Source organism: Cyanobium sp. LEGE 06113 (assembly GCF_015207615.1).
Map to the genome: position 1 here is coordinate 1 of NZ_JADEWM010000008.1, position 13,417 is coordinate 13,417.

General features: G+C 69.7%; 13 protein-coding genes and 1 pseudogene. 7 read left to right on the top strand and 7 right to left on the bottom strand.

Features of this window, described 5'->3' with window-relative positions; translation table 11 throughout:
- Window positions 1-235 precede the first annotated feature (235 nt).
- Together IQ220_RS12620 and IQ220_RS12625 are read right to left on the bottom strand one after the other, a co-directional pair.
- A complete protein-coding gene (locus tag IQ220_RS12620; RefSeq protein WP_193915378.1) occupies window positions 236-1,657 on the bottom strand; it encodes a glycosyltransferase family 2 protein in 1,422 nt (473 codons plus the stop codon).
- Window positions 1,658-1,681: 24 nt separating this feature from the next.
- Entirely contained in the window at window positions 1,682-3,232 is a 1,551-nt protein-coding gene (locus IQ220_RS12625; protein WP_193915380.1) for a SpoIID/LytB domain-containing protein, read from the bottom strand.
- Window positions 3,233-3,316: 84 nt separating this feature from the next.
- On the opposite strand from IQ220_RS12625, the gene rpmI reads away from it, so the two are divergent.
- The 3 genes from rpmI to IQ220_RS12640 are packed head-to-tail and all read left to right on the top strand — an operon-like array spanning window position 3,317 to window position 4,502.
- Window positions 3,317-3,514 carry a 50S ribosomal protein L35 gene (gene rpmI, locus IQ220_RS12630; RefSeq protein WP_186697954.1) on the top strand — a complete coding sequence of 66 codons (198 nt, stop codon included), beginning with the start codon at window positions 3,317-3,319 and terminating at the stop codon, window positions 3,512-3,514.
- A 51-nt stretch (window positions 3,515-3,565) separates the two neighbouring features.
- Window positions 3,566-3,913 (top strand): 50S ribosomal protein L20, encoded by a 348-nt coding sequence (gene rplT, locus IQ220_RS12635; protein WP_186697953.1) that lies wholly within the window; start codon window positions 3,566-3,568, stop codon window positions 3,911-3,913.
- Between the two features lie 40 nt (window positions 3,914-3,953).
- Complete coding sequence (locus IQ220_RS12640) at window positions 3,954-4,502, top strand: tetratricopeptide repeat protein (protein ID WP_186697951.1); 549 nt, start codon at window positions 3,954-3,956, stop codon at window positions 4,500-4,502.
- A gap of 12 nt (window positions 4,503-4,514) precedes the next feature.
- Here IQ220_RS12640 and IQ220_RS12645 read toward each other — a convergent pair whose 3' ends face one another.
- Complete coding sequence (locus tag IQ220_RS12645) at window positions 4,515-5,117, bottom strand: hypothetical protein (protein ID WP_225875712.1); 603 nt, start codon at window positions 5,115-5,117, stop codon at window positions 4,515-4,517.
- Between the two features lie 173 nt (window positions 5,118-5,290).
- On the opposite strand from IQ220_RS12645, the pseudogene IQ220_RS12650 reads away from it, so the two are divergent.
- The 4 genes and pseudogenes from IQ220_RS12650 to IQ220_RS12665 all read left to right on the top strand — a co-directional run bounded on the left by IQ220_RS12650 (window position 5,291) and on the right by IQ220_RS12665 (window position 8,804).
- A pseudogene (locus IQ220_RS12650) lies at window positions 5,291-6,036 on the top strand (thiazole synthase).
- Window positions 6,037-6,143: 107 nt separating this feature from the next.
- Window positions 6,144-6,314 carry a photosystem II assembly protein Psb34 gene (gene psb34, locus IQ220_RS12655; RefSeq protein ID WP_186697949.1) on the top strand — a complete coding sequence of 57 codons (171 nt, stop codon included), beginning with the start codon at window positions 6,144-6,146 and terminating at the stop codon, window positions 6,312-6,314.
- 87 nt (window positions 6,315-6,401) lie between these two features.
- Window positions 6,402-7,595: an NAD-dependent epimerase/dehydratase family protein gene (locus IQ220_RS12660; RefSeq protein ID WP_186697947.1), complete on the top strand. Its 1,194-nt coding sequence runs from the start codon at window positions 6,402-6,404 to the stop codon at window positions 7,593-7,595.
- A gap of 60 nt (window positions 7,596-7,655) precedes the next feature.
- The gene (locus IQ220_RS12665) at window positions 7,656-8,804 is read left to right on the top strand and encodes a glycosyltransferase family 1 protein (RefSeq protein ID WP_193915382.1); all 1,149 of its coding nucleotides are present in this window, start codon (window positions 7,656-7,658) and stop codon (window positions 8,802-8,804) included.
- Between the two features lie 29 nt (window positions 8,805-8,833).
- Here IQ220_RS12665 and mrdA read toward each other — a convergent pair whose 3' ends face one another.
- The 4 genes from mrdA to guaA all read right to left on the bottom strand — a co-directional run bounded on the left by mrdA (window position 8,834) and on the right by guaA (window position 13,341).
- Window positions 8,834-10,576 (bottom strand): penicillin-binding protein 2, encoded by a 1,743-nt coding sequence (gene mrdA / locus IQ220_RS12670; RefSeq protein WP_193915383.1) that lies wholly within the window; start codon window positions 10,574-10,576, stop codon window positions 8,834-8,836.
- Window positions 10,577-10,578: 2 nt separating this feature from the next.
- On the bottom strand, window positions 10,579-10,974 hold the full coding sequence (locus IQ220_RS12675; RefSeq protein ID WP_186697942.1) for a hypothetical protein: 396 nt from the start codon (window positions 10,972-10,974) through the stop codon (window positions 10,579-10,581).
- Window positions 10,975-11,058: 84 nt separating this feature from the next.
- Window positions 11,059-11,688: a hypothetical protein gene (locus IQ220_RS12680; protein ID WP_186697940.1), complete on the bottom strand. Its 630-nt coding sequence runs from the start codon at window positions 11,686-11,688 to the stop codon at window positions 11,059-11,061.
- An 81-nt stretch (window positions 11,689-11,769) separates the two neighbouring features.
- Window positions 11,770-13,341, bottom strand: a complete 1,572-nt coding sequence (gene guaA / locus IQ220_RS12685; protein ID WP_186699984.1) for a glutamine-hydrolyzing GMP synthase — start codon at window positions 13,339-13,341, stop codon at window positions 11,770-11,772.
- Between the last annotated feature and the right edge of the window lie 76 nt (window positions 13,342-13,417).

Here is a 13,417-nt window from a genome sequence, read left to right on the forward strand (position 1 = left end):
GGCTGCCGCTGACGCCTCCCTCAGCTGAGAAGCACCGGATCCCCCACGGCCACGGCCCCCAGCAGCAGCTCCGCAGGCCCGACCAGGGCCGCCGGCGAGCCAGGCCCTGGCCACTCCTCCCCCCTGGATGACAAGGCCCGCCGTCTGGCGGACTTCTTCAACGGCGAAGTGGTGGAACTGGACGGGCCCCTCGACGACGCCGGCCAGGATGTGGCCTGAGCAGCGGGGGCTGCGCTCAGGCCACCGCCGGGTCTTCCACCGAGGCGTCCTCGGCTGAGGGGTCCGCAGAGCCGGACTCGCCCAGGTGCAGCGTCTTGGCCCAGACCAGGCGCTTGGGCAGCAGGGCCATGCGCAGGCTGGTCCAGGGAATCACCACGAACCAGTGGCCGAGATAGGCAATGCCGAGGGCCAGGTTCCAGGGAGCCATGGGCGGGAACACCGGGCCCTCCGAGGGCCGGCGGCAGCCCAGCAGGATGGAGCAGCCCGACAGCCCGAACGCCACGAACGACAGGGGCCAGATCAGCGGCGGCGTGCTGGTGAGCAGGGCGCCGAGCAGATCGGCCATCGCCACCACGGGCATGGCGTACTGCAACAGGAAGAAACTGCAGAGATCGAGCCGGCGGCGGCGGCTCAGCTGCCGGGACAACAGCCCGGGCCCGTAATCAAAGAAGCGCTGCAGGCCGCCCTCAGCCCAGCGCTGGCGCTGGCGCCAGAGGGCCGCCAGGCTGAGCACCGCCTCCTCCCGCACCGGGGGATCCCAGAGGATGCCGATCGAGGCCCCCTGCAGCAGCAGGCGGAAACTGAGGTCGAGATCGTCGGTGACCGTGGCCTCGTTGAAGCCGCCGGCGGCCAGCAGGGCCTCACGGCGCAGCAGCTGGCCGTTGCCCCGCAGCTCCACCACACCGCCGCGGCTCTGGCGCCCCTCCTGGACCACGGCGTCGAGGGCCATCTCCATCGACTGGGCCCGGGTGAGCCAGTTGCCCAGAGGGTTCACCACCGCCTTGCGCAGCTGCACCGCCGCCCACTCGCCCGCCTCAGCCCAGGGGATCAGCCGTTCGAGGCTGTCGCTCTGCAGATCGGCATCGGCATCCAGCACCAGCATCCAGGGAGCCTGGAGCTGCTGCAGGGCCAGGTTCAGGGCTCCCGACTTGCCCCCGCCGGCATCGGCCTCGCGCCGCAGCACCCGCAGGAAGGCAAAGCGCTGGCGCAACTCAGCCAGCAGCTGGGGGGTGGCATCGGAACTGCCGTCATCCACCACCCACAGCTGCAGCTGACCGGCCGGGTAGCGCAACGCCGCGATGCGCTCCACCAGCCGGCCGATCACGGCCTGCTCATCGCGGGCGGCCACCACCACATCCACCGCACTGGTGCCTGGGCTGGGGATCCCGGCTGGGGAAGGGTTGGGGGCGGCTGCCTGCCGGGCCGCACCGGCACGGCCCCGCCCCAGCGCCGGCAACAGCACCGCGTAGACGCTGTAGCCCCCCAGCAGCAGGGCCATGCCGGTGGAGGGCCAGAGCCGAATGGCCGGATCGAGCCAGTGGGGCACCATGCCGGCCCAGCCGCAGGCGATCACGAACAGCGCCGATTTGCCACGGCGGCGATCAGCAGCGGCCGCGGTCGGGCGCAGGACGTTGGTGGTACTGCCGTCCGCAGCCATGGCGTTCCCGGAAGTGTGCGGACTCTAAGGGGCACTCCCAGGTGCTTTGGTGTCCAGGGCAGACAGGGGCTGCAGCGTGGTGCCGGGGTAATAGCGGCTGAGGATGCGCTGCAGGGTCCAGCCCCGCCGAGCCAGGTCGATGGCTCCAGCCTGGGAGAGGCCGGCGCCGTGCCCGAAGCCGCCGCCATCGAAGCGCCAGCTGCCGGCGCCGCTGGGCGCCACCACGAACAGGGTGCTCGGCAGCTGGCGCAGGGTGCGGCGGATCGCATCCAGCCGCAGCACGGTGGAACCACCGCTGCCCTGGATGCCCAGGGCGAGCACCCGGCCGCTCACCCCCCGCTCCAGCACCGACACGGTCTGGGGGGTGCCGAGCTGGGGGGCGGTGGCGCGCAGGGCCTGGCCGAGCTGCCCCGCCGTGATGGTGCGGCTCCAGCGGAAGCGGGGATGGTCGGCGCCGTAGAGGGCCGAGCCCCCCGAGAGCAGAGGAGCCACCTGGGCAGCCGCCAGGGGCAGCGGGAAACGGGTCTGGAGGGCCTGCGGGCCATCCAGAAAGGGCTTCAGGTAGGGGAGGGGAGGCCCGCTCCAGACCTCCTCAAAGCCGGCCGCCACGCCGCCATTGGTGGCGTGATACACCGCGTGGATGGGCTCCCCCTGCCAGCTCAGCACCTGGGAGCGGGTGGCTGCGATGGCCTGGCGCACGGCCGCGCCGGCCTGGCGTGGATCGGCATAGACCTGGCACTGGGTATCGGCACAGAGGTGGTAGCCGTCCACATGGAAGCGGATCTGGTTGCGCAGGGCCCAGGTGCGGGCCAGCACCGCCTGGGCGGCGAGGGCGGCCGGCGGGGAGCCGGCACCGATCTCGTGGGGCACCACCCCCTGGAGATAGCGCTCCACGGGAACCTCCTCCACCAGCGCCCAGGTGCCATAGGCATCGGGTTGGAGCCGGAATGGTCCCTGGAACAGACCGCCCTGCCAGAGCAGCCCGCCTGGGGTCTCCAGCCGCACGGGCCCCTCCATCAGCACGGGGCCGTCATCACGGCGCAGCTCCAGCACCAGCCGCTGGCTGAGGGTCTGTTCAACGCGCCGGGCCGGCCCGAGGCCCTCGGGCAGGGGCGCATTCAGGGGCGCCCACACCTCCCATTCGCGCGGATTGGCGATCAGCGGGGCCACGCCGGCGGGGCGCCAGCGGCCGGCGGCCTCCTCGGCACTCTCGAAGCTGGCGAAGGGGCCCAGCACCTGGCGACGGATCTCCAGCGCCGGCTGCACCGGCACCGTGCGCCAATGCAGCACCAGGCGCGGCGAGCTGTAGCGGCCACCGGAGGCCGTGACCAGGGTCATCAGGCCACCGCCACTGCGCAGCTCCAGGGGCATCGCCGCGCTCAGCCGGGGGGCCAGGCCCACCCAGAGCACCGGGTTGGCGGGGTCGATCCGGGGCGGCGCCGGCACCGGCCAGCGCAGCGTGCTCTGGAGCGGGGGCGGGGCGAGAGGCTGGGCCGAGCAACCCGTGCCCACCAGCAGGGCACCGGCCCAGAGGCTGGTGAGGGCCAGATGGCGCAGGGAGGCGGTGGGGGACATCAGCTGGGGGCGGACGGCACCAAGAGCTTGGAGGATGGCGGGGCCAGGTCGTAAGGTGATTGTTTGTGCCAGCGCCGGGGAGACATGCCCAAGCTCAAGACCCGCAGAGCAGCCGCCAAGCGGTTCAAGGCCACCGGCACCGGCAAGTTCATGCGTCGCCGGGCCTTCCACAACCACCTGCTCGATCACAAGAGCCCCAAGCGCAAGCGCTACCTGGGCACGATGGCCGTCGTCGACGAGCGCGACGCCGACAACGTCAAGGGCATGCTGCCCTACGCCTGAGGGCAGCGGCCACCGCTACGCCTTCCCTTCATCTCCACCTGATTCCCTGCCATGGCCCGCGTCAAGAGGGGCAACGTTGCCCGTAAACGCCGCAATAAAGTTCTGAGATTGGCCCGCGGCTTCCGCGGCGGCAATGGTTCCCTCTTCCGCACCGCCAACCAGCGGGTGATGAAGGCCCTCTGCAATGCCTACCGCGACCGTCGCCGCCGCAAGCGCGATTTCCGTCGGCTCTGGATCGCTCGCATCAACGCCGCGGCGAGGATCAACGGCGTCAGCTACAGCCGTCTGATGGGCGGCCTCAAGAAGGCGGATGTGCGCCTGAACCGCAAGATGCTGGCCCAGCTGGCCGTGGTCGACCCCACCAGCTTCAGCAGCGTCGTCGGCTCCGCCAAGGCCTGATCGCCGACCACCCGATCCCTCCTCCCAGCCCCGGCGCCCCTTGGAAAACCTGCTTCCCCAGGCCTATCTGATCGGCCTGGTCGTCTTGCTCGGCGGTGCTGCCGTGGTGGTGGCGCGCCAGATCTGGAAGGTGCGCCAGGACGAGGTCACCCTGGCGCGCCTCGAGCGCCAGGGTGGTCAAGGCGCCCAGACGGAGGCCAGGGATGCCGCCAGCCTCTATGAGCTGGGCTCCGTGCAACTGCGCAAGCGCCTGTTCGGCCAGGCGGTGGAGAGCCTCAGCGAGGCCCGCCAGCTGGCCACGGCGGAAGAGGCTCCGGCGGAGGCCCTGGCCCTGATCGAGAACGCCCTGGGCTTCGCGCTGGCGGCCCAGAAGAATTACAAGACGGCCCTCAAGCACTACCGGGCTGCCCTCAAGGCCAAGCCTGACTATCCGGTGGCCCTCAACAACCTCGCCTACGCCCTGGAGAAGGAGCAGGACCCCGAGCAGGCCCGTGCCACCTATCAGAAGGTGCTTGAACTCGACAGCGGCAACCGCACGGCCCTCAAGCGCCTGAACAGGCTGGAGCGCACCCAGGGGAAGGCGGCCTGAAGGCCGCCAGCCTCACCAGAGCCCGCGCACGGGCGCGATCGGCGCCGGCCCCCCTGGGGCGCTGACGGGCTGAGACTGGGGCTGCAGCTCCAGGCGTCCGCCGGAATTGGTGAGCCGCGGGGCATTCCAGCCGACAAGGGCCAGCCCCTGCTGACCCGAGAACATGCCGCCCATCTCCAGGCCGCCCACATTGCAGCGGCAGAGCAGGATCAGATCGAGCTGGTCGGACTCGGCATTGAGGTTGCCCTGCACCGCCGTCGAGGCGCCGTTGATGGTCATGGTGCCGCGCAGATCGACGATCTGACCCACCGCTCTCAGCTCGGAGAGGCTGAGGCTGGCAGGCACGACCTCACTGCCGCCGAAGGCCTGGTAGGAGCCCACCCAGGACCGCGGGATCTCGCGCACCAGCAGCTCGGCGCGACCGACGGGATCGAAGGTCTCGACGCTGGAGTCGCGCTGGTCGGCGGCAGGGACGCCGAATTCGGCTGGGAGGCTGAAGGGAAGAAAGCTGTCAGCGCCCAGGAACTGCGCCGCCGCTGGCGCGGGTGTGAGGGGCAGAGCGGCCAGCGGCAGCGCAGCGAGGGGCAGAGCCGTGAGCAGGAGCGTTCGAAGCACGGCAGGGCCGGAGTTGATGGGAGGCTAGAGCCATTGTGAGCCATGCGCCGGAAGCCATCGTGGTGCCCAACCCAACCGGGATCCCCCTCTCCAGCAGCGCCGCCGCCGGCGAGGCCCCTGCCGCCGGCAGCGACGACCTGCTGATCGGCGGACGCCGTTTCCGCAGCCGGCTGATGACCGGCACGGGCAAGTACGCCGATCTCGCCACCATGCAGGCCAGCCTGGAGCGCAGCGACTGCGCCATCGTCACCGTGGCGGTGCGCCGGGTGCAGAGCGGCGCACCGGGCCACGGCGGCCTGATGCAGGCGATCGACTGGCAGCGCATCTGGATGCTGCCGAACACCGCCGGCTGCGCCACCGCCGAGGAAGCGGTGCGGGTGGCCAGGCTGGGGCGGGAGCTGGCCAAGCTGGCGGGGCAGGAGGACAACAGCTTCGTGAAGCTGGAGGTGATCCCCGACAGCCGCCACCTGCTGCCCGATCCGTTCGGCACTCTGGAGGCGGCCGAGCAACTGGTGAAGGAGGGCTTCACGGTGCTGCCCTACATCAATGCCGACCCGCTGCTGGCCAAGCGGCTGGAGGAGGTGGCTGCGCCACGGTGATGCCGCTGGCCTCACCGATCGGCTCCGGCCAGGGCATCCGCAATGGCGCCAACATCGCCCTGATCATCGAGAACGCCAGCGTGCCGGTGGTGGTGGACGCGGGCATCGGTGTGCCCAGCGAGGCGGCCGAGGCCATGGAGATGGGGGCCGATGCCCTGCTGATCAACAGCGCCATCGCCCTGGCCGGCAACCCGCCCCTGATGGCCCAGGCCATGGCCCAGGCCTGCCAGGCCGGCCGCCTGGCCTTCCAGGCCGGACGGCTGCCGCGACGCCCCCAGGCCAGCCCCAGCTCCCCCGGCCAGGGGCGCGTGGGCAGCTGATCGCCCTTCCGCCGGGCGCCGCATGAACTTCCGTTGACGTTCTGGCCGCGGCGGCCTGACAGCCCGGACATCTCTCCATAAGGTGAGCCCTCCTAGAGCCCTGGTCCATGCAGGTCACCGAAGAAGACGGCGGCAAGCTCAACGCCTTCGCCCGGGAGCCCCGCATGGTGGTGATGGAGGAGGGCGAGCGCAGCAGCAGCCAGTCGCGGTTGCTGCTGATCGGCGGGGCCGTTCTGGTGCTGGCCCTGGTGGTGGTGGCCGTGGGGATCAGCGGCTGAGAGCGCCGGAACGCCTGTAGTAGCTTGCCCCGATGAGCGACAGCTCGTCCTGCAGGGGTCTGGGGTTTTCGGAATGAAGGTTTCGGAATGAAGGTGTTCGTTCTCGGCGGCGATGGCTTCTGCGGCTGGCCCTGTGCGGTCAACCTGGCGGATGCCGGCCACGATGTGGTGATCGTCGACAACCTGAGCCGGCGCAAGATCGACGTCGACCTGGAGGTCGAGTCGCTGACGCCGATCGCCACCATCAGCGAGCGCCTGCGGGCCTGGGAGCAGGTGGGGGGCCGGGCGATCCGCTTCGTGCGGATGGACATCGCCCAGGAGTACACCCGCCTGCTGGATCTGCTGCGCGACGAGCGGCCCACGGCCGTGGTGCACTTCGCCGAGCAGAGGGCGGCCCCCTACTCGATGAAGTCCAGCGCCACCAAGCGCTACACCGTGGACAACAACGTCAACGGCACCCACAACCTGCTGGCCGCGATCGTGGAGAGCGGCCTCGACATTCACATCGTGCACCTGGGCACGATGGGGGTGTACGGCTACGGCTCCCACCGCGGCGCCACGATTCCCGAGGGCTACCTCACGGTGGAGGTGCCCCAGCCGGATGGCAGCCGCTTCACCGAGAAGATCCTGCACCCTGCCAGCCCCGGCAGTGTGTATCACATGACCAAGACTCTGGATCAGTTGTTGTTCCTCTACTACAACAAAAACGACCAGATCCGCATCACTGATCTGCACCAGGGCATCGTCTGGGGCACCAACACGGAGCTCACCGAAAGGGATCCCCGCCTCACCAATCGTTTCGACTACGACGGCGACTACGGCACGGTGCTGAACCGCTTCCTGATGCAGGCCGCCATCGGCTACCCACTCACGGTGCATGGCACCGGCGGCCAGACCCGCGCCTTCATCCACATCCGCGACTCCGTGCGCTGTGTGCAGCTGGCCCTGGAGCACCCGCCCGCCCATGGCGAGAAGGTGAAGATCTTCAACCAGATGACCGAGAGCCACCAGGTGGGCGAACTGGCCCGCAAGGTGTCGTCCCTCACCAACGCCGAGATCACCTACCTGCCCAACCCTCGCAATGAGGCCGTGGAGAACGACCTGATCGTGGACAACCGCTGCTTCATCGAGCTGGGCCTCAACCCCACCACCCTCGACGACGGCCTGATGGCCGAAGTGGTGGATGTGGCCCGCCGCTGGGCTGACCGCTGCGACCGCAGTCGGATCCCCTGCGTGTCGGCCTGGACCACCACCCAGGCCCAGGCCATCAAGACGGCTTGATCCGGGCGACCTGATCGAACCCGCCTGCATCCAGCTCTCCCCCCCTGCGGCACCCGAGCCTTGAAGATCGCCTTCTTCACCGAGACCTTCCTGCCCAAGGTCGACGGGATTGTGACCCGCCTCACCAAGACGGTGCAGCACCTGGTGGACCTGGGAGATGAGGTGCTGATCTTCTGCCCGGAGGGCGCTCCGGCCGAGTACATGGGTGCGCGGGTGGTGGGGGTGCCGGCCATGCCGCTGCCCCTCTATCCGGAGCTGAAGCTGGCCCTGCCCCGCCCCGCCGTGGCGGAGGCCCTCGAGGAGTTCCAGCCCGATCTGGTGCATGTGGTGAACCCGGCCGTGCTTGGCCTGGGCGGCATCTGGCTGGCGAAGACCAAGGGCTATCCCCTGATCGCCAGCTACCACACCCACCTGCCCAAGTATCTGGAGCACTACGGCATGGGCATGCTGGAGCCGCTGCTGTGGGAACTGCTCAAGGCCGCCCACAACCAGGCCAGCCTCAACCTCTGCACCTCCAGCGCCATGGTGCAGGAGCTGAGCGAGAAGGGCATCCAGCACACCGACCTCTGGCAGCGCGGCGTGGACACCGAACTGTTCCGCCCTGAACTGCGCAACCAGGCCACGCGGGAGCAGTTGCTGGGCGGCCACAGCGACACCGGCAAGCTGCTGCTCTACATCGGCCGCCTCTCCGCCGAAAAACAGATCGAGCGCATCCGGCCGGTGCTTGAGGCCATGCCTGAGGCCCGCCTGGCCCTGGTGGGGGATGGTCCCCACCGCCAGGCCCTGGAGAAGGTGTTCGCCGGCACCGCCACCACCTTCGTGGGCTACCTGACAGGCGCGCCCCTGGCCAGCGCCTATGCCAGCGGCGATGCCTTCGTGTTCCCGAGCAGCACCGAAACCCTGGGCCTGGTGTTGCTGGAGGCCATGGCGGCCGGTTGCCCGGTGGTGGGGGCCAACCGCGGCGGCATTCCGGACATCGTCAGCGATGGCGCCAACGGCTGCCTGTATGAGCCCGATGGCGCCGACGGCGGCGCCGCGAGTCTGGCGGCGGCGGTGGGGCGGCTGCTGGGGGATCCAGGCGAGCGCCAGCTGCTGCGTCAGGCCGCCCGCAGCGAGGCCGAGCGCTGGGGCTGGGCCTCCGCCACCCAGCAGCTGCGCGGCTTCTACTGCCGCCTGCTGGAGCGGCCCCAGCTGCAGCTGGTGGCCTGAACAGTTGCGCAACCTGAGCCGGCACGGGCTCAGTCGGGCCGGGCGCCGCCGCTGAACCAGGTGGTCATCAGGGCCTTGACCATCGGTGCCGCCACCGTGCCGCCGTAGCCCCCGGAGTTCTCGCCGAAGGCCACGATCACCAGGCTGGGCTTGTCGGCTGGCGCATAGCCACCGAACCAGGCGTGGTCGGGGCGGGGGGGATCCTCACCGGTGCCGGTCTTGCCGGCCACCGGCGGCAGGCTCGGATCGTTGAGCAGCCGCGCCGTGCCCTCGGTGACCACCATGCGCAGGCCCTTCTGCAGCACGGCCACGGTGGAGGGCTTGAGGCCGATCCGGGTGCGGGTGGGCGGCTTCTCCACCAGGTGGGGCGTGACAAGCCAGCCGCCATTGGCCACGGCCGCGTAGAGACGCGCCATCTGCAGCGGCGTCACCAGCAGGGCCCCCTGGCCGATCGAGGAGGTGATCGTGTCCACGGGGGTCCAGGGCTCATCGAGCGCCTTGCGCTTCCAGGCCTGATCCCCCAGCAGCCCCCCCGTTTCCTCATCGCTGAGCTCGATGCCGGTGGGGCTGCCGAAACCCAGCCGCCGCGCCGTGGCGAACAGGGCATCAGGGCCGATCTTCAGGCCGGCCCGGTAGTAGAAGGTGTTGCTGCTCACCGCCAGGGCGAAGGGGAAACCCACAAGCCCATGGGCGCCGTGGTCGCGGTAGCAGAGGCCGGCGTAGCAGAAGGAGCTGGTGGTGAGCACCTTGTCGTTGGGGCCGTAGACCCCCGACTCCAGCGCCGCCGCGGTGGTGACCACCTTGAAGGTGCTGGCGGGGGGGAACCCCTGGAAGGCACGGTTCAGCAAGGGCGCCTCGGGGCCGTTGAGGGCGGCCCACTCCTGGCTCGACGGAGCCGGCGAGAACACGTTGGGATCAAAGGCCGGCCGGCTGGCCAGCGCCCGGATCGCCCCCGTCTCGGGATCCATCGCCACGATGGCGCCCTTGCGCACCGAGTCGAGCGCCCGCTCCGCCGCCTGCTGCAGGGGCAGATCCAGGGTGAGCCGCAGGTCTTTGCCCGCCTCGGCCGGCTTGTCGCCGAGCACCCGCTGCACCTGGCCCGCGGCGTTCACCTCCACCTGCTGGCCGCCCCACTGGCCGCGCAGATGGGATTCGAAGGCGCTCTCCAACCCCGTGCGGCCCACCCGGTCGCGGATGCGGTAGCCCTTGTCGCGCTTGCGCTCGTATTCCTCTTCGGTGATGCCGCTGGTGTAGCCGAGCACGTGGGCCGCCAGGCGGCCATGGGGATAGCTGCGCAGCACGTCCACATCCACTTCAGCGCCGCGCAGCTCACTGGCCTGTTCGCGAAAGCGCAGCACCTGCTCAGCCGCCAGGCCCTCCGCCAGGGTGATCCGGAAGCCCTCGGCATTGCTGCCGCTGCTGCGTTTCTGGTCGAGGCTGGTGGGATTCAGCTTCAGCAGCGCGGCCAAGGCGTCCCGCAGGGGCGGCCATTGGTCGTCAGACACCTCGCGGGGCTGGATGTAGAGGTTGTAGGTGAGCCGACTGGTGGCGAGCACCTCGCCCTGACGATCGAGCAGACGGCCGCGGATCGGGTTGCGCGGCATCAGCCGGATGCGGTTCTGATCGGCCCGCTCGCGGTTCTCAACGCCGTGCACCAGCTGCAGCCAGGCCAGCCGCGACACCATGGCGCCGCTGCACAGCAGCACCACCAGCAGCAGCAGCAACGGCTGCTGGCCCATGCCGCTGTGGCGGCCTGCCTGGCCGTAGGCCATGGCTAGGGGGTCTCCCCATCCGGGGTGAGCCGCAGCTCCAGCAGCCGCAGGCTCTCGGCCACCGAGGCCAGACGCCGCTGCAGTTCGGCAGGATCGCTGGCTTCCTGGGAGAGAGGTGGATCGGCCCCATCAGAGCCGGGATCCACATCCCGCACGCTCACCTTCATCACCGGATTGCCGAGTCCGGGGCTGACCCGATCGAGCTGCTCGCGCACCTGACTGGCGGCCTGTTCGCCCTCCTGGCGCAACTGGGCCAGGGGATCGGCGCTGGAGCCATCGAAGGCGGCGATCAGCTCCTGGGGGCCGCCCTTGCGCACCCGGTCCACGGCGGCCAGGCCCATGGGCAACATGTCCTGCATCAGGCTGAGCCGCAGGCTGTCGAGGGGATCGGCGGCCATGGACAGGAAGCAAACGCGCTCCCACCAGTCTGCCGCGCCCACTGCCCCTGACGGAGGGCCGCGGCCAGCGCCTTGAACCAGGGCCTAGGGCATGGGGTTGGCCTGCAGAGCCGGCACGCCGGGAGCCACGATCACCTGGCGGCAGGCCTGCTGACTGCCCCACCACCAGCCGGCCCCCACACTCAGCACCACCGCCATGGCCGCCGGCACCAGGGCCTGCCGGGTCACCTCCAGGCCGATCCACTCGTTCCAGGCCCGCAGGGTGCGGTCACGGTCGAAGCGGCGCCGTTCCCTGAGCTCCTCCTGCTGGCGGCGCCGCAGGGCCCGGGCCACCCAGCGCTCGAAGGCGCGCTTCTTGGTCACGGCCATCTTGCGCTCCACTTCGAGCAGCTGGCCGGCGGTGAGATCGGGGTTGAAGGTGCTGATCAGTTCCAGGGTCTTGAGGAACATCTCCACGGAGCCCTCCTTGGCCAGCCGCTCCTGGGGATCGAGTTGCTCCCAGTTGAGTTCCGGGTAGAAACGGCCGCGGTTGGCGGTGATCTGCTCCTCCGGCAGCTGGCCGGGCTCCCGCAGCCAGCGGTCGGTGTTGGCGTCGAAGCGACGCCAGTAGAGGAAGGGGTTGAGGTAGATCGTCCTGCCAGCCAGCAGGATGCTGTCCTGCTGCAGCTTGCGCTGCAGGTCGGGATCGCTGGATGTCGCAGGAGCGGCCGTCACGGCGGAGCAGGCTTGGGGCCCCGAAGGTAACGGAGGCCTCCCGACCAGGCCAGCGGGGGCTCAGTCAGCGAAGCCGGGCGATCACTCCCACTCGATCGTGCCGGGGGGCTTGCTGGTGATGTCGAGCACCACCCGGTTCACGCCCTTCACCTCATTGACGATCCGGTTGGAGATCGTTTCGAGCAGGTCGTAGGGCAGACGCGACCAGTCGGCCGTCATGCCGTCTTCCGAGGACACACAGCGCAGCACCACCGGGAAGGCATAGGTGCGCTTGTCACCCATCACGCCCACGCTGCGCACCGGCAGCAGCACCGCGAACGCCTGCCAGATGCTGTGGTAGAGCCCGGCATCGGTGATTTCCTCGCGCACGATCAGGTCGGCGTCGCGGAGAATGTTGAGCTTGTCATCGGTCACCTCGCCGAGGATGCGGATGGCCAGGCCCGGGCCGGGGAAGGGATGGCGGCCGACAATCTCCTCCGGCAGCCCCAGGGAGCGCCCCACCTTGCGCACCTCATCCTTGAACAGCTTGCGCAGCGGCTCCACCAGCTTGAACTGCAGATCCTTGGGCAGGCCGCCCACGTTGTGGTGGCTCTTGATCTTCACCGCCACCCGCTCACCGGTCTTGGGATCCACGTTGGTGCCGGCGCTCTCGATCACATCGGGGTAGAGGGTCCCCTGGGCCAGGTAGTCGAAGGGACCGAGGCGCTTGCTCTCCTCCTCGAACACCCTGATGAACTCCGTGCCGATCAGCTTGCGCTTCTCCTCCGGGTCGGTCACACCAGCCAGCTTGCTGATGAAGCGCTGGCGGGCATTGATGTACTCCACATTGATGTGGAAGCGCTTGTCGAAGAACTCCACCAGGAATTCGGGCTCCCCTTTGCGCATGAAGCCCTGGTCGATGAACATGCAGGTGAGCTGATCACCGATCGCCCGGTGCAGCAGGAAGGCCAGGGTGGAGGAGTCCACGCCACCGGAGAGGGCCAGCAGCACCCGCTTCTGGCCCACCTGGCGGCGCACGTCGGCCACGGCCTCCTCGATGAAGGCCGCCGTGGTCCAGTCGGGCTCGCAACCGCAGATCTGATACACGAAGTTGCGGATCAGCGCCATGCCGCCCTGGGAGTGCACCACCTCGGGATGGAACTGCACGCCATAGAGGTGGCGGCCGTGGTGGGCGATCGCCGCCTCGGGGGTGTTGTCGGTGTGGGCCAGGCGCACGAAGCCCTCAGGCAGGCGCTCCACCGAGTCGCCGTGGCTCATCCACATCGTGGAGTGCTGCTCCACGCTGGCGAGCAGATCCACCGCGTCATCCACGTGCAGCGGCGCCTTGCCGTATTCGGCCCGCCCCGCCGCCACCACCGCCCCGCCCAGCTGCTGCACCATCAGCTGCATGCCGTAACACACCCCCAGCACCGGGATGCCGAGGTTCCAGAGCTCCGGATCACACACCGGCGCGCCGCTCTCGTACACCGAGCTGGGCCCACCGCTGAGAATGATGCCCCTGGGGGCGATGGCCCGCAGCTCCTCCACGCTGGTGGTGTAGCTCAACACCAGCGAGAACACCTCGGTTTCGCGCACGCGCCGGGCGATCAGCTCCGAATACTGGGAGCCGAAATCGAGAATCACGATGGCCGGGGCCCGGCTGGACTGGGACATCTCGTCGATGGGAGATGCGGGCTGGGCCGTGCCCTCAAGGCTGGACGTCGCGTCCCGTGGGGTCATCTGGGGAGCG

Bases quoted from the DNA above. Each gene is read 5' to 3' on its own strand.
- rplT (WP_186697953.1), top strand. From the start codon at position 3,566: ATGGCCCGCGTCAAGAGGGGCAACGTTGCCCGTAAACGCCGCAATAAA.
- IQ220_RS12625 (WP_193915380.1), bottom strand. From the start codon at position 3,232: ATGTCCCCCACCGCCTCCCTGCGCCATCTGGCCCTCACCAGCCTCTGG.
- psb34 (WP_186697949.1), top strand. From the start codon at position 6,144: ATGCAGGTCACCGAAGAAGACGGCGGCAAGCTCAACGCCTTCGCCCGG.
- IQ220_RS12675 (WP_186697942.1), bottom strand. From the start codon at position 10,974: ATGGCCGCCGATCCCCTCGACAGCCTGCGGCTCAGCCTGATGCAGGAC.
- mrdA (WP_193915383.1), bottom strand. From the start codon at position 10,576: ATGGCCTACGGCCAGGCAGGCCGCCACAGCGGCATGGGCCAGCAGCCG.
- rpmI (WP_186697954.1), top strand. From the start codon at position 3,317: ATGCCCAAGCTCAAGACCCGCAGAGCAGCCGCCAAGCGGTTCAAGGCC.
- IQ220_RS12620 (WP_193915378.1), bottom strand. From the start codon at position 1,657: ATGGCTGCGGACGGCAGTACCACCAACGTCCTGCGCCCGACCGCGGCC.
- IQ220_RS12660 (WP_186697947.1), top strand. From the start codon at position 6,402: ATGAAGGTGTTCGTTCTCGGCGGCGATGGCTTCTGCGGCTGGCCCTGT.
- guaA (WP_186699984.1), bottom strand. From the start codon at position 13,341: ATGTCCCAGTCCAGCCGGGCCCCGGCCATCGTGATTCTCGATTTCGGC.